The organism is Cellulomonas fimi, assembly GCF_028583725.1.
Lineage (GTDB): Bacteria > Actinomycetota > Actinomycetes > Actinomycetales > Cellulomonadaceae > Cellulomonas > Cellulomonas fimi_B.
In genome coordinates this window covers 704075-724856 of sequence record NZ_CP110680.1, presented here as the reverse complement: position 1 = coordinate 724856, position 20782 = coordinate 704075, and the positions used below count along the sequence as shown (strand labels likewise).

Genomic DNA, 20782 nt, shown 5'->3' with positions numbered 1-20782 from the left:
CCGCCGCCCGGTCGGGCCGGGTCGGGCTCGTCGCGTCAGGACGCGCTCCCCGCGTGCTGCGCGACCCACGCGTGCATCGCGATCGCGGCGGCAGCGCCCGCGTTGATCGAGCGCGTCGAGCCGAACTGGGCGATGTGCAGGACGTCCTGCGCGGCGGCGCGGGCGGCGTCGGACAGGCCGACGGACTCCTGCCCGAACAGGAGCACGCACGCGCGTGGCAGCGGGTAGCCCTCGAGCGGCACCGAGCCGGGCAGGTTGTCGACCCCCAGCACCGGCAGCTGCCCGCCGTCCGGGCCGGCCGTGGCCGCCCAGTCGAGCAGGTCGTCGACGGTCGCGTGGTGGCGGACGTGCTGGTAGCGGTCCGTGACCATCGCGCCGCGGCGGTTCCAGCGGCGGCGCCCGACGACGTGCACCTCGGCCGCGAGGAACGCGTTCGCGGTGCGCACGACCGAGCCGATGTTGAGGTCGTGCTGCCAGTTCTCGATCGCGACGTGGAACGGGTGCCGCCGGGTGTCGAGGTCCGCGACCACCGCCTCGACCGTCCAGTAGCGGTACCGGTCGACGACGTTGCGCCGGTCGCCGTGCGCGAGCAGGTCGACGTCGTAGCGCGGGTCGAGACGGCCCGTCGCGGGGTCGCGCGGCCACGCGTCCGGGCCGCCCGGCCAGGGTCCGACACCGACGTCCGCGGCGGCGTCCGCCGGGCGGTCGTCGGCGGGCTCGTCGTGGTGCGTCACGCGTCGCCCGTGCCCGTGCCGGGGACCGTGGTCGCGGTGGGCGACGTGGCCGTCGCGGCGGCCGACGTGGGAGCGCCGCCCCCGGTCAGGCGGTAGCGCCGGCACGGCACGTCGACGGTCACGCCGGGCGCGACCTCGACGCGGTGGTCGAAGGGCCCCTCGTCGGTCCAGCCGTGACGCTCGTAGAAGCGACGGGCGCGCGCGTTGCCGGGGACGACGGCGAGCCACGGGTGCGCGTGCCCGGCCTCGGCCGCGACGCGGGCCGCGTCGGCGAGCAGCGCCGCGGCGACACCGGTCCCCCGCGCGCTCGCGTCGACGTACACCTGGTCGACCTGGTCGCCGACCGTGGTGGCGAACCCCACGACCTCCCCGCTCAGCACCGCGACCCGGGTGTCGAGCACGAGGCCGGGGGCGCGGTCGACGAACGACTGCGCGGTGCGGAGTCGGGCCAGCTCGTCGGGGACGTGCCCGTCGTGGCCGTCGTGCCACCCGGTCGACCAGATCTGCGCCAGTCGCGTCGCGTCGCCCGGCACCGCGTCGCGGAGCACGACGTGGGCACCCGCCTCGCCGGGGACCGCGTCGTGCGGCGCGCGCGGGCCGTCACCGCGCGCCGGGTCGTGCGGCGCGACGGTGTTGCGCTCGTCGCCAGGGGGCGCGTCGTGGAGCGGGCCACGCGGGCCGTGGCTCATGCCCCGGCCGTCCGGGCGAGCCACTGGTCGTAGGTCACGCGCCCGTAGCGCCCGTCGGGGGCGGTCGCGTCGCCGGACGCGAACAACGCGCCCCAGCCCCACAGGGGGACGCCGACCGGAACGCGTCGGCTGTGGTGCGCGGCGGCCCAGCGGCGTGCGAGGTCGGCGCCGTCGAGCTCCTCCGGGCCGGCGACGGTGACCGTGCGGCGCCCCGGCTCGCCCTCGTCGCGCGCCTCCCCGTCAAGGGGCGCGTCCAGGCCCGCGGACACGTCGACGACCGCGCGGGCGACGTCGGCGACGTCGATCGGCTGGAGCCGGGCGCCCCGCAGGTAGGGCACGGTGCCGACGCGGCTGAGCGCGCCCAGGAGCGTGGGGCGGCCGAAGAACCGGTCGAAGAAGTCGTGGAACTGGGCCGCGCGCAGCAGGGTCGTCGGGACGGCGCTCGCCTGGTAGACGCGCTCCTGCGCGACCTTGGTGCGGTAGTACCCGATCGCGGTGCCGCGGTCGACGTTGACGATGGACAGCACGACCGCGAGGCCGACCCCCGCGTCGCGCGCCGCGAGCGCGATCGACGCGGCCCCGGCCGTCAGCACCTTCACGGTCGCGGGCGTCTCGCCGTTGACGGTGTCCACGACGACGTCCGCCCCGTCGAACGCGGCGCCGAGCCGCTCGGGTGCGTCGGCCGCGACCGCGTCGGCGGCGACGTACTCGGCCCCCACGACCTGACGGGCCGCCGGCGGGACGTGCCGCGACACGGACCGCACGCGGTGACCGCGCCGGAGCGCCTCCTCGACGACGGCCCGCCCCGCGAGCCCCGTCCCTCCCACGACCACGACCGTCCGCTGCGTCATGCCCCGATCATGCCGCTGCCCTCCCCCCGCCGACGACCAGCAGCGGGACGGGTGCGGGCGCGGCGCGTCAGGCCGCTGTCACGTCGAGCTCGACGACCGCCCACGACAGCGCGGGCAGGCGGACCGTCGCGGTCGAGCCGTCGACCGTCACGCCGTCGAGCGGCGCCAGGCCGACCGCGTCCGGGCGGTCCTGCGTGCTCGCGGTGAACCGGTCGCCGCCCTCGGGGACGGTGAGCACCTCGGCGCGGGTCACGCGGGCACCCGTCCAGCCGCGCAGGTCGACGGTCACGTCGGCGGCCGCGTCGAGGCCACGGTGCGCGAGGAACAGAGCGACGCGCCCGTGCTCCTCGTCCCAGGTGGCGGAGGCGTCGACGAGGTCGGTGTCACCGAACTTCCCGGCGTCGTACTGGTCGGAGGTCGCCGCCACGCGCAGGATCGAACCCCGGGCCAGCGCCGACATCCGGGCGAAGGGCCAGAAGATCGACTGCCGCCACGCGGGCCCCCCGGGCTCGGAGCGGATGGGCGCGATGACGTTGACGAGCTGCGCCTGGTTCGCGACCTTCACGCGGTCGCCGTGCCGCAGCAGCGAGTTGAGGAACGTCCCGACGACGACCGCGTCGGTGACGTTGTACTCGTCCTCGATGATCCGCGGGTGCTCCTGCCAGACGCCTTCGCGCTCGATGACGTGCGGCTGGTCGGGCGTGTCCTTGCCGCGCTGGTACCAGACGTTCCACTCGTCGAACGAGAGGTTGATGCGCTTGGTGTGCTTGCCCGCGGCGCGCACGGCGTCGGCAGTCGCGACCACGGACTCGATGAAGTGGTCCATGTCGACCGCGGACGCGAGGAACGACGCGTGGTCGCCCTCGTCCTCCTGGTAGTACGCGTGCAGCGACACGTAGTCGACGTACTCGTACGCGTGCCGCAGGACGGTCTGCTCCCACGTGCCGAACGTCGGCATGCCGGAGTTCGACGACCCGCACGCGACGAGCTCGATCGTCGGGTCGACGAGCCGCATGGCCTTGGCGGCCTCCTGCGCGAGCCGGCCGTACTCGTCGGGCGTCTTGGCGCCCATCTGCCACGGGCCGTCCATCTCGTTGCCCAGGCACCAGAGCTTGATGTCGAACGGCTCGGGGTGGCCGTTCGCGGCGCGCAGGTCGGACAGCGCGGTGCCGCCGGGGTGGTTGGCGTACTCGACGAGCTGCCGGGCGGCCTCGACGCCGCGCGTGCCGAGGTTGACGGCCTCCATGACCTCGACGCCCGCGACACGCGCCCAGTCGACGAACTCGTGCAGCCCGAACGCGTTGGTCTCGACGGTGTGCCACGCGCCGTCGAGCCGCCGGGGCCGCTGGTCGACGGGCCCGACGCCGTCCTCCCACCGGTAGCCGGACACGAAGTTGCCGCCCGGGTAGCGCACGACGGTCACGCCCATCTCGCGGACGAGGTCGAGCACGTCGGTGCGGAACCCCTGCGCGTCGGCCGCGGGGTGCCCGGGCTCGTAGATGCCCGTGTACACGCAGCGGCCCATGTGCTCGACGAACGAGCCGAAGATCCGGCGGGGCACCTCCCCGACGGTGAAGTCGCGGTCGAGGACGAGTCGTGCCTGGGTCATGGGTCTCCTCAGGGTGCTGCGGGTCGTGCGTGCGGTGCGGGAAGGGCGGCGGCCCGGCGGGTGGACCGGGCCGCCGCCGCGGACGTCACTGACCGCCGAAGCCGGTGGTCGAGAAGCCCTTGATGATCTGCCGCTGGAAGAACAGGAAGACGACGATCAGCGGGAGCGCCGCGAGCACGGCGGACGCCATCGTCTGCGCGTACTGCAGGCCGTACGCGCTCTTCACCGTCTGCAGACCGACGGGCAGGGTCATGAGCGAGGAGTCGCTCGTGATGATGAACGGCCACAGGAAGTTGTTCCACGCGGCGATGAACACGAAGATCGACACGGCCGCGAGGATGGGCCGCGACAGCGGCAGCACGATCGACCAGAACACCCGCAGGCGTCCCGCGCCGTCGATCCGGGCCGCGTCCTCGAGCTCCACGGGCACCTGCTCGAAGAACTTCTTGAGCACGAACACCATGGCCGGGTGGACGACCTGCGGCAGGATGATCGCCCAGTACGTGTCGACGAGGTTGAGCGCGAGCATCTCGTAGAACAGCGGGACGATCAGCACCGGCGGCGGCACGATGATCGACGCGATGATCACCCAGAACAGCCACCTACGGCCGCGGAAGTCGATGCGCGCGAGCGCGTAGGCCGCGAGCGACGACACGACCAGCGTGACGACGGTGATCGCGACCGCCGTGAGCAGGCTGTTCCACGTCCAGAGCGGGATGTTCCCCTCGCGCAGCACGCTCGCGTACGCGTCGGCGGTGAAGCCGTCGGGCGGGAACCAGGACACGGGCGTGGCCGCGGCGGACGTCTCCGACTTGAACGACGTGAACACGGCCCACAGGAACGGCAGGAGCCAGAACACGGCCAGCACGAGGAGCGCGAGGATCGCGAGGATGCGACCGGGGCTCGCGAACCGCTCGCCGACGCGCAGCCCGGCGGCGTGCGCGAAGCGTCCCTGGGGGCGGCGGCGACGGCCACCGACGACGCCGGCGGCTCCGGCGTTGGGCTGGGGGGCGACGGTGGTGGTCATCGGGCGTTCCTCCGCGACGTGAACCCGACCTGCGCCAGCGACACGATGATGATGACCGCGAAGAAGATGTACGCGATCGCCGACGCGTAGCCGAACCGGTAGCCGGTGAAGCCGGACTCGAAGATGTACTGGACGACGGGGCGGGTCACACCGCCGGGGCCGCCCTGCGTCATGATGTAGATCTGGTCGAAGACCTTGAGCGACGCGAGGATCTGCAGGATCACGATGAGCACGGTGGTGGGCCCGAGCTGCGGGATCGTGATGGACCACAGCTGCCGCCAGCGGCCGGCGCCGTCGAGCGCGGACGCCTCGTACTGCTGCTCGGGGATGTTCTGCAGCGCCGTCAGGTAGAGCAGGAAGTTGAACCCGACGGTCCACCACAGCGTCTCGACGACGACCGCGAGCATCGCCCACTTCGTGTCCTGCAACCAGGCCTGTCCCTCGATCCCCAGGCCGCTCAGCAGGTAGTTCACGAGCCCGAGCTGCGGGTTGTACATCCAGATCCAGAACTGCGCGGCGACGGTCGACGCCAGCAGGAACGACATGAAGAACGACAGCCGCCACAGCCACTGGCCGGGCAGGCCCTGGAACACGAGCAGCGCCATGACGAGCGCCACGAGCACGAGCGGCACCGTGGAGAGCACGGTGAACCACAGCGTGTTGAGCATGGAGCGCCACATGATCGGGTCACGCAGGGCCTCGGCGTAGTTGTCGAGGCCGAGGAACGCGCCGCCGGAGCCGGTGATCGACTCACCGGTGAACGACAGGTAGAACCCGTGCAGGAGGGGCCAGAGCAGGAACATCGCGAAGACGACGACGAACGGCGCGACGAACAGCCAACCGATGCGGGTGTCGCGCGACCGTTGCGCGCGGGTCACCGACCGTTCGGACGTCGTCGACCCGGGCCGGGTGCGGCCGGGGGCGGCGGTTGCGGCAGAGGACACGATCGGACTCCTTCGTCGGATCGGGCGGTCAGGTCGGCAGGACGGGCGTCAGACCGGGTTCGGCTTGGAGAGCTGCACGTCGACGCGTCGCACGAAGGCGCCGAAGCCCTCGGCCGGGTCGGCGCCGTTCAGGTACACGTTCTGCACCGTCTCGAGGAAGTAGTTCTGGAAGTCGCTGCCGGATCCGGTGAACCAGGCCTCGGGGTCGTAGTTGAGGATCTCGGCGGCGGGCGCGTAGTGCGCCTGCGGGACGAGGTCCTGGTACTCGGGGCTCTGCACGACCGGCTGGTACGCGGGGATGTGCCCGGCCTCGGCCCACGCGAACGAGCTCTGCAGGATGTCCGCGACGAACCGGTACGTGGCGCGGCGCTGCTCCGGGTCGGGGTCCGACTGGTGGGGCAACGTGAACGCGTGCGAGTCCGCGTACGCGGCGGGCGTGCCGAACAGCGTCGGGATCGGCATCGCGTCGAACGGGAGGCCGGCCTTCTTGGCGGTCGGCAGCTCCCACACACCGGTGAAGAACATGCCGCTCTCCCCCGACATGAACTCCGCGACGGCCGTCCCGTAGTCGCCGTCGGGCGCGCAGATCGTGCCGTCGAGCAGGGTCTGGATGTACTCCAGCGACTCGACCGCGGCGTCGGTGTCGACCTCCGCACGGCTGCCGGACAGGTCGAACGGCGCGTCGTGCTGCTTGTAGAGCGTGTAGAAGAGCCGCCACATCTGCGCGCCGTCGCCGAGGTACCCGTACGACAGGCCGTGCTTGCCGGTGACGCCCTGCATGGCCCGCGCGACCTCGAGGAACTGGTCGGCGTCCTCGATCGGCGCGAGCTGGCCGTCGGTCCCGAGCACGCCGGCCTGCTCGGCGACGTCGGTGTTGTAGAACATCACGAACGGGTGCGAGTCGAGCGCGATCGAGTACTGCGTCCCGTCGAGCCCACCCTTCTCCCAGACGCGCGGCAGGAAGTCCTGCTCGGTGACGTCGAACTCGGCGAGCAGGTCGAGGTCCCACGGGTCGAGCAGGCCGCCGGGCGCGTACCCGGCGATGCGCGACGCGTGCATGATCGCGGTGTCCGGGGCACGCCCGCCGACGCTCGCCATCGCGAGCTTGGTGTAGTACGGCGCACCCCAGGCCAGCACGGTCTGGGTCGCTCGGTAGCCATGGTCGAGGCCGTTCACGTCGTCGACCAGGCCGGCCATGTTGATGCCGTCGCCGCCGGACAGCAGGTGCCAGAACGCGAGCTCGCGCACACCGTCCGCGGCGGCGGTGGGTGACGCGCAGCCCGCGAGCGCGCCGGCGGCCGCGACACCGCCGATCGCCGCGAGGGAGCCGAGCAGCATCTGCCGACGCGTCATGCCGGGCGGTCCGGAGCGGCCGGGGACGACGAACCCGGCGCGGTCGAGCGCGGGGGTGGAGGGGACCGGGCCGCGCGGGGGCCCGTGGCGATCGGTCATGCCGTCACTCCTTCGTGAGACACGTGTCGAGGTCCTGCCACCGTCGGCTCGGGGACGGCTCGACGCCGTCCGCGGGATTGGCCGTGGCAGGACCAGTCGTGAGCATTACATCGTTGAAACGCCTCGGCAAGCGGGACGCCACGCCGTGAACCGGACACATCGCCGAGGCCCCTCGCGCGCGGGCCGCGGGCACGTGGAGACCTCCCGCGGCCGTCGCCCGGACCCGACGTCAGCGCGTGGTCGCGGAGCGCGTCGTGCTCGCGCGGACGACCACGCGGTGCGGGACGGTGAGGCGGCGGGGTGCGCGGTGGGGATCGTCGATGCGGTCGCGCAGCAGGTCCAGGGCCGTCGCGGCGAACGCCCGCAGGTCGAACGACACGGTCGTCAGCGGCGGCACCGCGTACCGGCTCGGCTCGACGTCGTCGAAGCCCGCGACGGCCACGTCGTCGGGCACCCGCAGCCCGCGCTCCCACAGGACGTGGACGACCGCGAGGGCCATGGAGTCCGTGAAGCAGAAGAAGGCCTCGGGCGTCGCGTGCTCGTCGAGGAACGCCCGCACGGCGTCGCGCGCCTCGTCGGCCGTCCACCGCGCCGTCGACAGCTCGAGCGCGGGGTCGTGCGCGACGCCCGCGTCCGCGAGCGCGCGCCGGTACCCCTCGGTCCGCTGCCGCGCCGCGGCGGTCTCCGCGTGCCCGGGAGCCCCCACGACGGCGATGCGCCGGAAGCCGGTCGCGAGCAGGTGCTCCGTCATGTCCCGGGCACCCGCGACGGAGTCGACACCCACCTGGTCGGTCCGGTCCTGCTCGACCTCGCCGATCAGCACGGTGGGCGGCAGCGGTCCGCGGGCCACGTGCTCGTCGACGACCGAGTCCGCGAGCGAGACCGGGTTGAGCACGAGCCCGTCGACGAGGTGCGAGCGGGCCCGCGACAACAGCGCACGCTCGCGTTGCGGCTCGGCGGCCGTCTCCTCGATCTGCACGCTCCAGCCGCGCGCGTGGCCCTCCTCGACGAAGTGGTGCGCGACCTCCGCCGAGTACGCGGTCGACAGGTCGGGGAGCGCGAGCGCGATGAGCCCGTACCGGCCGTTGCGCAGGCCGCGCGCGCCGAGGTTGGGCACGTAGTCGAGCTCCGCGAGCGCCGCCTCGACGCGGGCCCGCGTCTCCGGCCGGACGAACGCGGTGCCGTTGATGACGTTCGACACCGTCTTCGGGGACACGCCCGCGCGCAGCGCGACGTCCTTCACGGTGGACCGCATCGTCGACCTCTCCTCGGGCGCCGGTGGGCGCTCATTGTCCCGGCGGCCTCGCGTCGCGGTCCACACCGTTCCCACACAGGGACGCACGTCCGGGGCACGACCGGGCACGTACCCTGGACGCCATGCTGACGACGACCCTCGGGGCCGCCCTGCACGCCGCCGGCCCCGTCGCCACGCTCGGGCCGGACTTCCTCGACCCGGACCACATGATCTCCTCGTTCGGGACCGCGGTCGTCATCGGCATCGTCGCCGTCATCTTCATCGAGACCGGCCTGCTGTTCCCCATCCTGCCCGGGGACTCGCTGCTGTTCACGGCGGGCGCGCTCGTCGCGCAGGACACGTTCCCCGTGCACATCAACATCTGGGCGCTGTGCGGGCTGCTGTTCCTCGCCGCGTTCCTGGGCGACCAGACCGCGTTCTTCATCGGACGACGGCTCGGCCCGCGCGTCTTCAACAAGCCCGACTCGCGCTTCTTCAAGAAGTCGTACATCGACCAGACGTACGCGTACTTCGACAAGTACGGCGGCCGCACGATCATCGTGGCGCGCTTCGTGCCGATCGTCCGGACGTACGCCCCCGTCGCCGCGGGCGTCGGCAACATGCGCTACCGCACCTTCGTCTCCTACAACGCCGTCGGGGCGCTGCTGTGGGGCGTCGGCGTGACGATGCTCGGCTACCTGCTCGGCAACATCCCCTTCGTGCGCGAGAACATCGAGCCGCTGCTCGTCCTCATCGTGCTCTTCTCCGTCATCCCGATCGGCGTCGAGATGTGGCGCGCGCGCCGCGAGCGGGCCAAGGCGCCCCTCGACGCGGACGGCCGCGACACCCGCTACGACGAGCAGTCCGAGCGCGAGGCGGTCGAGCGCAAGGCGTTCGGCGAGTGACGCGGGAGATCCGCTCCTGGCTGTCCGACATGGACGGCGTCCTCGTGCACGAGGGCACCGCGCTGCCGGGCGCCGCCGAGTTCGTCACCGCGCTGCGCGACGGGGACCGCCCGTTCCTCGTCCTCACGAACAACTCGATCTTCACGCCGCGCGACCTCGCCGCGCGCCTGCGGGCCAGCGGCATCGACGTCCCCGAGCGCGCCATCTGGACGTCCGCGCTCGCGACCGCGCAGTTCCTCACCGACCAGATGCCCGGCGGGTCCGCGTACACGATCGGCGAGGCCGGGCTCACGACCGCGCTGTACGAGGCCGGCTACACGCTCACGTCGTCGGACCCCGACTTCGTCGTCCTCGGGGAGACGCGCACGTACTCGTTCGAGGCGATCACGCAGGCCATCCGGCTCATCCAGGGCGGCGCGCGGTTCATCGCGACCAACCCCGACGTGACCGGCCCGTCCGCCGAGGGCGACCTGCCCGCGACGGGTGCCGTCGCCGCGATGATCTCCGCCGCGACCGGCCGCCAGCCCTACTTCGTCGGCAAGCCCAACCCGATGATGATCCGGTCCGCGCTCAACCGGATCGACGCGCACTCCGAGACGACCGTCATGGTCGGCGACCGGATGGACACCGACGTCGTCGCCGGGATCGAGGCGGGACTGCGGACCATCCTCGTGCTGTCCGGGTCCACCCGGCGGGAAGACGTCGAGCGCTTCCCGTTCCGCCCGAGCGAGATCGCGGACTCCGTCCAGGACCTCGTCGACCGCGTCTGACGCGTCCCGCCGGCACCGCGCGCCGGCTGCGGCTCCGGACGCGTCGAGCTCGGTCCGCCGGACCTCGACCCGGGACCAAGGTCCCGGCCGCGCGACGGGGTCCGCGGGTCATGCTCGCCGCGTGCCGACGACCGCCCCGCACCGCGTCGCCCCGGCGCGCCGCCGCCGCGGACCCGGCTGGGTGCCGCAGCAGCACGGCGCGTGGGCGATGCTCGTCGTCCCCGTCGTCGTGGGTGCGGCGCTCGTCGGGCCGACGTGGCGACACGCGCTGTTGCTCGTCGCCTGGCTCGTCGCGTTCCTCGCGTACAACGCGGCGGGGCTGTGGCTCAAGGCGTCCCGGCGGCCGCGCTACCTGCCGCCGGTGCGGGCGTACGGGGTCGCGACGGCCGTGCTCGGGGCCGGGCTCGTCGCGTCCGCACCGTCGCTGCTCTGGTGGGCGCCCGTCTTCGGCGTCCTCCTCGCGGTGAGCCTCGTGTGCTCGGCGCGCCGTGCCGACCGCTCGTGGCTCAACGACGGCGTGACGGTCGTCGCGGCGATGCTCATGACCGTCGTCTCCGCCGGCCTGGGGTCGCCCGGCCCGCTGCCGGGAGCCGACGACCCGCGCACGTGGGCCGCGACCGGGCTGCTCGCCGCGTACTTCCTCGGCACGGTGCCCTACGTGAAGTCGCTGATCCGCGACCGCGGCGACCGCACGGTGCTCGCGGTGTCCGTCGGGTTCCACGGGGCGCTCGTCGCCGGTGCGGTGGGGGCCGCCGTGCTGGCCGCGCCCGCCGTGCGCGGTGCCGTCGTGTGCGCGGTCGTCGCGCTCGGGCTGCTCGCACGCGCGGTCCTGGTACCCCGGCGCCGGCCGTGGCCGTCCGCGAAGGCGATCGGCGTGGGCGAGATCGTCGCGACGGTCGTCGTCACCGCCGCGACCCTCGCGGTCGTCTGAGGTCCGCGCCACCGGCGCTGCGGAACCCCGTCGACCGGGGCCGCGGCCGACGCCCTCGTGTCAGGCCAGGCCGAGGTCGGCCAGGGTGAACAGGTAGTGGTACGGCACGCCGAGCGCCTCGATCTTCGCCTGGGCGCCCGTCGCGCGGTCCACGATCACCGCGACGCCCAGCACCTCGGCGCCGGCCTCGCGCGCGGCCTCGACCGCCGTGATCGGCGAGCCGCCGGTCGTGGACGTGTCCTCGAGGACGACGACGCGGCGACCGGCGATCTCCGGCCCCTCGATGCGCCGCTGCATGCCGTGCGCCTTCGCCTCCTTGCGGACGACGAACGCGTCGAGGTCCTGCCCGCGCGACGCCGCCGCGTGCAGCAGGGACGTCGCGACCGGGTCCGCACCGAGCGTCAGGCCGCCGACGGCGTCGACCTCGGCGGTGCCCAGCCCGACCTCCTCGAGCATGTCGAGCATGAGGTGGCCGATCAGCGGTGCCGCGCGGTGGTGCAGCGTGACGCGGCGCAGGTCGACGTAGTAGTCGGCCTCGCGGCCCGACGACAGCGTGACCTTCCCGTGCACGACCGCGAGGTCCTGGATGAGGGCGAGCAGCTGCTCGCGGGGCGTCGGCGACAGGTCGTGGGTCACGCCACCGAGGCTAGTGCGTGCCCGACGGGTGGACGGGCGCCGTCTCGTCCGTCAGGCGTCGGCGTCCGCGTCGGCCGGGGCGTCCTCGATCGCGCGGCGGTAGCGGCCGATCGCGCGGATCGCGGAGCGCGGAGCGATGCGGGCGAGGGCCGACATCGTGCGGTAGCGCGTGCTCGGGGTCGAGATGACGACGCCGCGGCGCACGTCGGCGAGGGCGGTCGCGACGACGTCCTCGGCGTTGAGCCAGACGATCTCCGGGTAGCCGCTCATGTCGATGCGGCCGCGCTCGTGGAACTCGGTGTGCGTGAAGCCCGGGTTCACGACGGTCGCGGTGACGCCGCTGTCCTTGAGCTCGACGGCGAGGCCCTCGGTGAACGACCGCACCCACGCCTTGTGCGCCGAGTACGTCCCGGACGCCATGAGCGCCGCGACCGACCCGACGTTGAGGATCGCGCCACGCCCGCGCGCGACCATCGCCTCGGCGGCCGCGTGCGACAGCACGAGGACCGCGCGCACCATGACGTCGAGCGCCGTGAGCTCGCGCTCCAGGTCGCCGCCGACGAACTCCTGGTTGATCCCGAAGCCCGCGTTGTTGACCAGCAGGCCGACCGGGTTCTCGTCGCTGCGCAGCCGGTCGGCCACGCGGGTCACGTCGTCGGGCTTCGTGAGGTCCGCGACCAGCACCTCGGCGCGGATGCCCGCGGCGGCCTCGAGCTGGGCGGCGAGGCGCGTGAGGCGCTCCTCGTCGCGGGCGACGAGGACGACGTCGTGCTTGGCGGTGGCGAGCTGCCAGGCGAACTCGAGGCCGAGACCGGCGCTGGCGCCCGTGACGAGTGCGGTTCCCATGCGGCCACCCTACGGACCGTCCCGGCCCTGTCGCAGCGCTTCGGCGAGCCGTCCCCAGCCCGGCGGTTCGTCGGGCCGTCCACGGGTCGTCCGGGTGGCTCCGCGGTGTGGGCCGCGGCTCGTAGGGTGGGCGGGTGCCTGCCGGACCCGCCCGCCCCCGCCCCCGTACCGACGCGTCGGCGGTGTGGACGGACGACGTCCCGCTGCCCGACGAGCCCCCCTTCGACCCGTCGTACGACGAGCCGCCGTACGACCCGGCCTTCGACGAGCCGCCGTTCGACCCGGCGTACGACGCGGCGCCGCCCGACCGTCCCGCGCGCGGCAGCGGCCCCGCGCGCGGTGCGTCGGCCGGTCGGTCCGGCGACCTGGACCGGAGGGCGCGCGACGAGGCCGCGCACGGGGCGCCGGTCCCGGGCCGCAGCCGCCCGCGAGCGGTCCCCGAGCCCGACGACGGCCCGCGTCCCACGCCGCACGAGGTGCTGCAGCGCGTGTGGGGGTACGACGCGTTCCGCGGCGAGCAGGCCGAGATCATCGACACCGTCGTGAACGGCGGCGACGCGCTCGTCCTCATGCCGACCGGCGGGGGCAAGTCGCTCTGCTACCAGGTGCCCGCGCTGGTCCGCCCCGGGACCGGCGTCGTCGTGTCGCCGCTCATCGCGCTCATGCAGGACCAGGTCGACGCGCTGTCCGCGCTCGGCGTGCGCGCCGGGTTCCTCAACTCGACCCAGCAGCCGCACGAGCGCCGCGCCGTCGAGCAGGCGTTCCTCGACGGCGAGCTCGACCTCCTCTACCTCGCCCCCGAGCGGCTGCGCGTGCCGGACACGGTCGACCTGCTCGACCAGGGCCGCATCGCGCTGTTCGCGATCGACGAGGCGCACTGCGTGTCGCAGTGGGGTCACGACTTCCGGCCCGACTACCTGCAGCTCTCGATGCTGCACGAGCGCTGGCCCGACGTGCCGCGCATCGCCCTGACCGCGACGGCGACCGCCGCGACGCACGCCGAGATCGCGCAGCGCCTCCAGCTCGAGGACGCCCGGCACTTCGTCGCGAGCTTCGACCGGCCCAACATCCAGTACCGGATCGCGCCGAAGGACAACCCGCGCGCGCAGCTGCTCGACCTGCTGCGGACCGAGCACGCCGGCGACGCGGGGATCGTCTACTGCCTGTCGCGGAACTCCGTCGAGCAGACCGCGGAGCACCTCGTCGCGAACGGCATCCCGGCGCTGCCGTACCACGCGGGCCTCGACCGCCTGGTCCGTGCGCGCAACCAGGCGCGGTTCCTGCGCGAGGACGGGCTCGTGATGGTCGCGACCATCGCGTTCGGCATGGGGATCGACAAGCCCGACGTGCGGTTCGTCGCGCACCTCGACCTGCCCAAGTCCGTCGAGGGCTACTACCAGGAGACCGGCCGCGCGGGGCGTGACGGGCTGCCGTCGACCGCGTGGCTCGCGTACGGGCTCGCCGACGTCGTGCAGCAGCGCCGGCTCATCGACACGTCCGACGGCGACGCCGCGCACCGGCGACGCCTCACGCAGCACCTCGACGCGATGCTCGCGCTGTGCGAGACGGTGTCGTGCCGGCGCGTCCAGCTGCTCAACTACTTCGGCCAGTCCGCCGAGCCGTGCGGCAACTGCGACACCTGCCTGACGCCGCCCGAGTCGTGGGACGGCACCGTCGCGGCGCAGAAGCTCCTGTCGACGATCGTGCGGCTCGACCAGCGCAACCAGCGGTACGGCGTCGGGCACCTCGTCGACATCCTGCGCGGCAAGACGACGCCGCGGGTCCAGCAGCTCGGGCACTCCGCGCTCAGCACGTTCGGGGTCGGCACCGACCTGTCCGAGGGCGAGTGGCGCGGGGTGGTCCGGCAGCTCCTCGCGCTCGAGCTGCTCGCCGTGGACTCCGACGGCTACGGCACCCTGCGCCTCGCCCCCGCGTCCGCCGACGTGCTCCGCGGCGACCGCGAGGTGCGGCTGCGCCGCGAGCCCGAGCGCGCCGGACGCTCCCGCGGCGGCTCGTCCGGCCGCGACCGCCGGGCCTCCGTCGCCGCCGACCTCACCGACGACGCCGCCGAGCGGTTCGAGCGGCTGCGCGCCTGGCGCGCCGGAGCCGCGAAGGAGCAGGGCGTGCCCGCCTACGTCGTGTTCCACGACGCGACGCTCCGGGAGATCGCGACCCAGCAGCCGACCAGCATCGAGGCGCTCGGCACGATCAGCGGTGTCGGTGCGACCAAGCTCGACCGCTACGGCGAGGGGGTCCTCGCCGCGCTCGACACCGCCGAGTAGCCGTCCCCGCCTGCGGGTGAAGTTGCTCGCGCCCGGAATGTCGCGGTCCTACCGTGGGAGTCGCGAGGGTGCGTTCGGGGGGCAGCGCATCCCTCCGTGGTGCCGCGCCGGCCCCCGTTGCGACGAGACGGAGCCGTGATGTCGACGAACCCACCGGACGACGAACCCGACGCAGCAGGCCAGGCTGCGGGTGCCACGCCCGCAGGACGGCCGGATGCCGAGGCCACCGCACCACCTCCCGAGCCACCCGCCGCGCCCGACGCGGTGGGCGCCTCGAAGCCCGAGCGGTCACCCGCCGAGCCGCCACCGGCCGCCGGTGACGCGCGGCCACCTGCCGCGCCTGCGCCGCCGGCGAGCGCGCCGCCGCACCCGCCGGCCGGCTCACCGCCACCGGCGGTCGGGCAGCCGCAGCCGCCCGCCGCGTCCGGGCCGCCGCCCGGGTACGGGTCATCCCCGGCCGGGGCCGGGCAACCACCCGGGTACGGGCCACCGCCGGGAGCGGCACCCGGGTACGGACCGCCGCCGGCCGCGGCACCCGGTTACGGACCGCCGCCAGGGGCGGCACCGGGCTACGGGCCCGTGCCGCCCGCGCGCCCCTACGGCCCCTCGGGCGCTGCGGCGGCACCCGTCAGCGCGCTCGGGGCGCCGGGACCGGACGGGGTGTCGGACAAGTCGTTCATCGCGACGTGGCTGTTCGCGTGGTTCCTCGGGTTCCTCGGCGTCGACCGGTTCTACCTCGGCAAGGTCGGGACGGGCATCGCGAAGCTGCTGACCTGCGGGGGGTTCGGCATCTGGTCGCTCGTCGACCTGATCCTCGTGCTCGTGGGGGCACAGCGCGACAGGTTCGGGCGTCCGCTCGCCGGCTACGACCAGTTCAAGCGGCCCGCGTGGATCATCACGGCGATCGGCGTCGCGGTCGGGCTCGTCGTGGGGGCGATCAGCAACACGATCCGCCTGCAGAACGCGCTCGACACCGTCGAGGACCCGGCCGCGGTCGTGTCGGAGGCGCTCGAGGACGCGCAGCAGCAGGCGAGCGAGGCCGCCGAGGAGGAGACTCCCGAGGAGCCCGCGGAGCAGGCGCTCACCCCGCAGGCGTGGGCCGACGAGACGTTCGGCACGTTCACCCCGGCGACGGTGACGGGCACGGGCGACGCGGTCGTGCCGCTGCCGGCGGGTGCGACCGCCGGGATCGTCACGGCGACGCACGACGGCGCGGCGAACTTCGCGGTGCAGGTCCTCGACGCCGCGAACCAGTCGACGGGCGAGCTCCTCGTGAACACGATCGGCGCCTACGCGGGGTCGACGGTGTTCGGTCTGCGCGCGTTCGGCGAGGGGACGACGCTGCAGGTCAGCGCGGACGGCGCGTGGTCGATCACCGTCGCGCCGATCTCGGCCGCACCGCCGCTGGCTCCCGCGGGCGCGGGCGACGGCGTGTTCCTGTACGACGGCCCGGTCGGCACGCTCACGGCGACGCACGACGGTGACGGCAACTTCGCGGTCTCCGAGAACACGGGCGCGGTGTTCGAGTTCGGTCTGCTGATCAACGAGATCGGGCCGTACTCGGGGACCGTCCCGCTGAGCGCGGGGCCGTCGGTGGTCGACGTCACGGCGAACGGGGGCTGGACGCTCACGGTCGGCTGACGACCTACCCGCCACCGAGCGGGCCGGCTACCCGCCACCGAGCGGGCCGGCCCGGGTGCGCTCGGGCCGGTCCGCTCGGACGGGTCAGGCGAGGTCGACGTACACGTCGAGCGCTCCGGCCGGCGTGAGGCCGAGGGTCGCGAGGGTCGCCGCCTCCGCGTCGGTGTCGGGGTGCGCGAGCGCGAGGCGCGCGCCGGTCGCGAACGCGTGCCGCAGGAGCCAGGACCCGACGACGGCCCGCACGGCCTCCTCGGGCGCGTCCGGCAGCACCGCCACGCCCGCGAGAGCGGCCGCGGGACCGGCATGCCCGGCCGTGCGCAGCACGGAGCCGGTCGCGACCGGTGTGCCGTCCAGGGTCGCGAGCGCCACGGTCGCGTGCTCGGGTGCCCGCAGGAGCGGGTCGATCCAGGCGGCCTCGAGGGCGGGGTCGCCGTCGAACGCCGCGGCGGCGACCGCCGCGACCGCGACGAGGTCGTCGGTGCGCGCCGTGCTGACCACCAGGCCGGGGACGGGCGGGGCGTCGACGGTCCCGGCGTCGCGCAGGACGAGCCGCTTGCGGAACAGGAACCGGCCGTGCGGCCACGGCACGCCGGCGGGGACGCGGACGCCCCACGGGACTCCGAGCGGCTGGTACCAGGCGCGCACCGCGGCGAGGTCCACGGCGGCGGGATCGGTGACGTCACCGTTGTTCCACTGCGGGTGCGGCAGTCCGCTCGCCATGAGCCGGATACCGGGGAGCACGCCAGTGCGGCCCCCGCGCCCGGCCCGGAGCAGGCCGTGCTGCTCCCAGGCGTCGGCGTGCACGGTGCGGGCGATCGACTCGCGCGTGGCCACGGGACCGATCCTGCCCCCCGTCCGGGTGGTCGCCGCAGCGGCGCGCGAGACGACGGCGCGTACCGCTGCGCAGAACCGTCGCGGGGCCCTAGCGTGGCGACCGGGTGCGGCGCTGCGGCGTCGCGCCTGGTGAGAGGCCCATCCTGCACGTCGAACGGAGTCACTGATGTCGACCACCCCGCCCGAGGGCACCGGACCGGCCGAGCCGGTCGACCCGACGGACCTGTCGAAGCCGCAGCCGCCCGTCGCGCCGCCGCCGCCCGCGGCGCCGCCGGCACCCGCGTACGGCGCTCCGGCCTACGGTGCGCCGGCGTACGGCGACCAGTCCGGCTACGGCGTCGCCGCGGAGTCGGGCAAGTCGTTCGTCGCGACGTGGCTGCTCGCGTGGTTCCTCGGCGTGCTCGGCGTCGACCGGTTCTACCTGGGGAAGGTCGGCACCGGCATCCTCAAGCTCGTGACGTGCGGTGGCCTGGGCATCTGGGCGCTCGTCGACATCATCCTGGTGCTCGCGGGCGTGCAGCGGGACAAGGCGGGTCGGCCGCTCGCCGGGTACGAGCAGCACAAGAAGCTCGCGTGGATCATCACGGCGATCGGCTTCGTGCTGGGCTTCGCGGGCAGCGCGGCGAACCAGGCGACGATCACCGAGCAGTTCGACACGTCGTCGGCGGTCGTCGTCGTCGTGGAGGACGTCGCCATCTGAGCCAGCACGACCGACGGGGGTGCTGCGGTCCGCGGCACCCCCGTCGTCGTCCGGGGGCAGGGCGTCAGGGCGCGGGTCGCGCCGGGCCCGTCGTCCCGCGGACGACGAGGTGCGTGGGCAGCAGGTCGACGGTCGGCGGGATCCCGTCGCCGGCGGCCCGGCCGTCGGGTCGGCGGGGGCGGTCGATGCGGGCGAGCAGCAGGTCGGCGGCGCGCTGACCGGCACGTTCGAGCGGTGCGGCGACGGTCGTGAGGCCGGGGCGGACGAGATCGGCGCCGAACACGTCGTCGCACCCGACGACGCTCAGGTCGCCCGGGACGTCGAGACCGCGTGCCGCGAGGCGGTCGAGGATGCCGAAGGCGAGCAGGTCGTTGAACGCGAGCAGGCCCGAGACACCGGCACCGCACGCGGCGTCGGCGGCGGCGGCTCCGGCCTCGCGCTGCGGGGCGTAGGGCCCGAGGACGACCAGGTCCACGCCGAGCCGACGCGCAGCCGGGCGCAGGGCGGCACGGCGGTGGCGGTCGGACCACGACGTGCGCGGGCCGGAGGCGTAGGCGACCCGGCGGTGGCCGAGGGAGGCGAGGTGCTCGAGGGCCTGGACGGCGCCGCCGGGGGTGTCGAGCACGATGCCGTCGCCGTCGACGGGCCGGTTGATGGTGACGAGCGGCATGTCGCGCGCCCAGCGGGCCAGGGTGGAGTCGTCGAGCCGGGGTGCGGCGAGGATCGCCCCGTCGGCCGAGGACCGGATCATGCGCAGCGCGCGCTCCTCGGCCGGGACGGACTCCTCGGTGTCGACCAGGACGTGGGTGTACCCGTCGACCCGCAGCCGGGACTGCACGCCGCGCACGATCCCGAAGAAGAACGGGTTGGTGACGTCGGGCAGGACGAGCGCGACGGTGCCGGTGCGCCCGGAGCTGAGCGCCCGGCCGGATGCGCTGGGGACGTAGCCGAGCTCCTCGGCGGCGGCGCGGACGCGAGCGGCGGTGTCCTCGGTGATGCGGCCGGGACGGGTGAGGGCGCGCGACGCGGTCGAGACCGCGACGCCCGCGGCGTCGGCGACGTCGCGGAGGGTGGGCCGGGTGCCCGGCATCGGGGGTCTCCTCTCGTCCGCGCGGCGGCCGGTCGTCGTCGTCCGGGGTCCGGCGGTGGTGTCCATGCTGGTCCACGCGACGCGCGCCTGGCAATATCTGGCAAGCGATTGCCGCATTCCGGTCGCCGTGTCTAGGCTCGGCGTCGGAACGGACCGCACGCGGCGACGGAGCCGCGCACGACGGGAGCACCGATGACGAGTCAGCACCCCGAGCCCACGACCGACGCCCCGGCCGCCCCGCCGACGCGGTCCACCGGCGCCGCCGACCCGCGCGACGTGACGCCGGCGCCCGCCGACGGCGCCCGACCGGTGACCCGGCCGGCGACCCGGCCGTCCGGCAGCGCGATCCGGTCCGCGGAGGTGCTGGTCAGCAGCCCGGACCGCAACTTCGTCACGCTGCGGCTCACGACCGAGGACGGCGTCGTCGGCCTCGGCGACGCGACGCTCAACGGCCGCGAGCTGTCCGTCGTCTCCTACCTGCAGGACCACGTCGTGCCGCTGCTGATCGGCCGCGACGCGCACCGCATCGAGGACACGTGGCAGTTCCTCTACCGGTCGGCGTACTGGCGGCGCGGCCCGGTGACGATGGCCGCGATCGCGGCGGTCGACGTCGCACTGTGGGACATCAAGGCGCGCTACGCGGGCATGCCGCTGTACCAGCTGCTGGGCGGCGCGAGCCGGACCGGGATCATGGCGTACGGGCACGCGTCGGGCCGCGACCTGCCCGAGCTCTTCGACTCGATCCGCCACCACCAGGAGCTCGGCTTCCGCTCGATCCGCGTGCAGACGTCGGTGCCCGGCATCGACGCGGTCTACGGGGTCGCGGCGCAGCCGAGCAGCGGCGGCCGGTACGACTACGAGCCCGCGCAGCGCGCCCCGCTGCCGGCCGAGGAGGACTGGGACACGCGCGCGTACCTGCGGCACGTCCCCCGCGTGTTCGAGGCCGTGCGGAACGAGTTCGGTCCCGAGCTGCCGCTGCTGCACGACGGCCACCACCGCATGACCCCGATCCAGGCCGCGCGGCTCGGCAAGGACCTCGAGCCGTACGACCTGTTCTGGCTCGAGGACTGCACGCCCGCGGAGAACCAGGAGGCGCTGCGGCTCGTGCGGCAACACACCACCACGCCGCTCGCGATCGGCGAGGTGTTCAACACCGTCTGGGACTACCAGAGGATCATCCGCGAGCAGCTCATCGACTACGTCCGGTCCGCCGTCACGCACACCGGCGGGATCACCGCGCTGCGGCGCATCCTCGACTTCGCCGCGCAGTACCAGATCAAGTCCGGCATCCACGGGCCCACGGACATCTCCCCCGTCGGGATGGCCGCCGCGCTGCACCTCGACCTCGCGATCCACAACTTCGGCATCCAGGAGTACATGCAGCACGGCAGCCGCACCGACGAGGTGTTCCGGCAGTCGTTCACGTTCACCGACGGGTTCCTGCACCCCGGCGACGAGCCCGGGCTGGGCGTCGTCTACGACGACGAGGTCGCCGACCGCTTCGCGTACCAGCCCGCGTACCTGCCGTTCAACCGACTGAAGGACGGGACCGTCCACGACTGGTGATGCGCTCCGCGCCGACCGCCCGCACCACGGAAGGACCCGCG

19 protein-coding genes are annotated in these 20782 nt (G+C 74.1%); 7 read left to right on the top strand and 12 right to left on the bottom strand.

What is annotated here, in order from left to right; translation table 11 throughout:
- Positions 1–35: 35 nt before the first annotated feature.
- The 8 genes from OOT42_RS03260 to OOT42_RS03225 all read right to left on the bottom strand — a co-directional run bounded on the left by OOT42_RS03260 (position 36) and on the right by OOT42_RS03225 (position 8561).
- On the bottom strand, positions 36–734 hold the full coding sequence (locus OOT42_RS03260; RefSeq protein WP_273653521.1) for a TrmH family RNA methyltransferase: 699 nt from the start codon (positions 732–734) through the stop codon (positions 36–38).
- The gene (locus OOT42_RS03255) at positions 731–1423 is read right to left on the bottom strand and encodes a GNAT family N-acetyltransferase (protein ID WP_273653520.1); all 693 of its coding nucleotides are present in this window, start codon (positions 1421–1423) and stop codon (positions 731–733) included. Before OOT42_RS03255 ends, OOT42_RS03260 begins: the two co-directional genes overlap by 4 nt.
- On the bottom strand, positions 1420–2274 hold the full coding sequence (locus OOT42_RS03250; protein ID WP_273653519.1) for an SDR family oxidoreductase: 855 nt from the start codon (positions 2272–2274) through the stop codon (positions 1420–1422). Before OOT42_RS03250 ends, OOT42_RS03255 begins: the two co-directional genes overlap by 4 nt.
- Before the next feature lie 67 nt (positions 2275–2341).
- The gene (locus tag OOT42_RS03245) at positions 2342–3883 is read right to left on the bottom strand and encodes an alpha-N-arabinofuranosidase (RefSeq protein WP_273653518.1); all 1542 of its coding nucleotides are present in this window, start codon (positions 3881–3883) and stop codon (positions 2342–2344) included.
- A gap of 85 nt (positions 3884–3968) precedes the next feature.
- Entirely contained in the window at positions 3969–4910 is a 942-nt protein-coding gene (locus OOT42_RS03240) for a carbohydrate ABC transporter permease (protein ID WP_273653517.1), read from the bottom strand.
- Positions 4907–5857, bottom strand: a complete 951-nt coding sequence (locus OOT42_RS03235) for a carbohydrate ABC transporter permease (protein WP_423775998.1) — start codon at positions 5855–5857, stop codon at positions 4907–4909. The genes OOT42_RS03240 and OOT42_RS03235 overlap by 4 nt, the downstream gene beginning before the upstream one ends.
- A 45-nt stretch (positions 5858–5902) precedes the next feature.
- Positions 5903–7207, bottom strand: a complete 1305-nt coding sequence (locus OOT42_RS03230; RefSeq protein WP_273654769.1) for an extracellular solute-binding protein — start codon at positions 7205–7207, stop codon at positions 5903–5905.
- 328 nt (positions 7208–7535) lie between these two features.
- Positions 7536–8561 carry a LacI family DNA-binding transcriptional regulator gene (locus OOT42_RS03225; protein ID WP_273653516.1) on the bottom strand — a complete coding sequence of 342 codons (1026 nt, stop codon included), beginning with the start codon at positions 8559–8561 and terminating at the stop codon, positions 7536–7538.
- Between the two features lie 122 nt (positions 8562–8683).
- Between OOT42_RS03225 and OOT42_RS03220 the strand changes: the two genes are divergently transcribed.
- The 3 genes from OOT42_RS03220 to OOT42_RS03210 all read left to right on the top strand — a co-directional run bounded on the left by OOT42_RS03220 (position 8684) and on the right by OOT42_RS03210 (position 11146).
- Positions 8684–9445: a VTT domain-containing protein gene (locus tag OOT42_RS03220; RefSeq protein ID WP_273653515.1), complete on the top strand. Its 762-nt coding sequence runs from the start codon at positions 8684–8686 to the stop codon at positions 9443–9445.
- Positions 9442–10215 carry an HAD-IIA family hydrolase gene (locus tag OOT42_RS03215; RefSeq protein WP_202924250.1) on the top strand — a complete coding sequence of 258 codons (774 nt, stop codon included), beginning with the start codon at positions 9442–9444 and terminating at the stop codon, positions 10213–10215. The genes OOT42_RS03220 and OOT42_RS03215 overlap by 4 nt, the downstream gene beginning before the upstream one ends.
- 121 nt (positions 10216–10336) lie before the next feature.
- Entirely contained in the window at positions 10337–11146 is an 810-nt protein-coding gene (locus OOT42_RS03210; RefSeq protein WP_273653514.1) for a YwiC-like family protein, read from the top strand.
- A 60-nt stretch (positions 11147–11206) separates the two neighbouring features.
- On the opposite strand, the gene pyrE is transcribed toward OOT42_RS03210, so the two are convergent.
- Both pyrE and OOT42_RS03200 read right to left on the bottom strand, forming a co-directional pair.
- Complete coding sequence (gene pyrE, locus OOT42_RS03205; RefSeq protein ID WP_273653513.1) at positions 11207–11782, bottom strand: orotate phosphoribosyltransferase; 576 nt, start codon at positions 11780–11782, stop codon at positions 11207–11209.
- 51 nt (positions 11783–11833) lie between these two features.
- A complete protein-coding gene (locus OOT42_RS03200; RefSeq protein ID WP_273653512.1) occupies positions 11834–12628 on the bottom strand; it encodes an SDR family NAD(P)-dependent oxidoreductase in 795 nt (264 codons plus the stop codon).
- A gap of 182 nt (positions 12629–12810) precedes the next feature.
- Here OOT42_RS03200 and recQ point away from each other — a divergent pair, with 182 nt between their 5' ends.
- Positions 12811–14910, top strand: a complete 2100-nt coding sequence (recQ, locus tag OOT42_RS03195; RefSeq protein ID WP_423775997.1) for a DNA helicase RecQ — start codon at positions 12811–12813, stop codon at positions 14908–14910.
- 660 nt (positions 14911–15570) lie between these two features.
- Positions 15571–16551, top strand: coding sequence for a TM2 domain-containing protein (locus OOT42_RS03190; protein WP_273653510.1), 981 nt, complete (start codon positions 15571–15573; stop codon positions 16549–16551).
- An 84-nt stretch (positions 16552–16635) separates the two neighbouring features.
- On the opposite strand, the gene OOT42_RS03185 is transcribed toward OOT42_RS03190, so the two are convergent.
- A complete protein-coding gene (locus tag OOT42_RS03185) occupies positions 16636–17385 on the bottom strand; it encodes a hypothetical protein (protein WP_273653509.1) in 750 nt (249 codons plus the stop codon).
- 166 nt (positions 17386–17551) lie between these two features.
- Between OOT42_RS03185 and OOT42_RS03180 the strand changes: the two genes are divergently transcribed.
- A complete protein-coding gene (locus OOT42_RS03180; RefSeq protein WP_273653508.1) occupies positions 17552–18085 on the top strand; it encodes a TM2 domain-containing protein in 534 nt (177 codons plus the stop codon).
- Positions 18086–18149: 64 nt separating this feature from the next.
- Here OOT42_RS03180 and OOT42_RS03175 read toward each other — a convergent pair whose 3' ends face one another.
- Positions 18150–19175: a LacI family DNA-binding transcriptional regulator gene (locus OOT42_RS03175; RefSeq protein WP_273653507.1), complete on the bottom strand. Its 1026-nt coding sequence runs from the start codon at positions 19173–19175 to the stop codon at positions 18150–18152.
- A gap of 192 nt (positions 19176–19367) precedes the next feature.
- Between OOT42_RS03175 and manD the strand changes: the two genes are divergently transcribed.
- Positions 19368–20741 (top strand): D-mannonate dehydratase ManD, encoded by a 1374-nt coding sequence (gene manD / locus OOT42_RS03170; RefSeq protein WP_273653506.1) that lies wholly within the window; start codon positions 19368–19370, stop codon positions 20739–20741.
- Positions 20742–20782: the final 41 nt, after the last annotated feature.

Bases quoted from the DNA above. Each gene is read 5' to 3' on its own strand.
- OOT42_RS03255 (WP_273653520.1), bottom strand. From the start codon at position 1,423: ATGAGCCACGGCCCGCGTGGCCCGCTCCACGACGCGCCCCCTGGCGAC.
- OOT42_RS03250 (WP_273653519.1), bottom strand. From the start codon at position 2,274: ATGACGCAGCGGACGGTCGTGGTCGTGGGAGGGACGGGGCTCGCGGGG.
- OOT42_RS03245 (WP_273653518.1), bottom strand. From the start codon at position 3,883: ATGACCCAGGCACGACTCGTCCTCGACCGCGACTTCACCGTCGGGGAG.
- OOT42_RS03240 (WP_273653517.1), bottom strand. From the start codon at position 4,910: ATGACCACCACCGTCGCCCCCCAGCCCAACGCCGGAGCCGCCGGCGTC.
- OOT42_RS03230 (WP_273654769.1), bottom strand. From the start codon at position 7,207: ATGACGCGTCGGCAGATGCTGCTCGGCTCCCTCGCGGCGATCGGCGGT.
- OOT42_RS03225 (WP_273653516.1), bottom strand. From the start codon at position 8,561: ATGCGGTCCACCGTGAAGGACGTCGCGCTGCGCGCGGGCGTGTCCCCG.
- OOT42_RS03220 (WP_273653515.1), top strand. From the start codon at position 8,684: ATGCTGACGACGACCCTCGGGGCCGCCCTGCACGCCGCCGGCCCCGTC.
- OOT42_RS03200 (WP_273653512.1), bottom strand. From the start codon at position 12,628: ATGGGAACCGCACTCGTCACGGGCGCCAGCGCCGGTCTCGGCCTCGAG.
- OOT42_RS03180 (WP_273653508.1), top strand. From the start codon at position 17,552: ATGTCGACCACCCCGCCCGAGGGCACCGGACCGGCCGAGCCGGTCGAC.
- OOT42_RS03175 (WP_273653507.1), bottom strand. From the start codon at position 19,175: ATGCCGGGCACCCGGCCCACCCTCCGCGACGTCGCCGACGCCGCGGGC.
- manD (WP_273653506.1), top strand. From the start codon at position 19,368: ATGACGAGTCAGCACCCCGAGCCCACGACCGACGCCCCGGCCGCCCCG.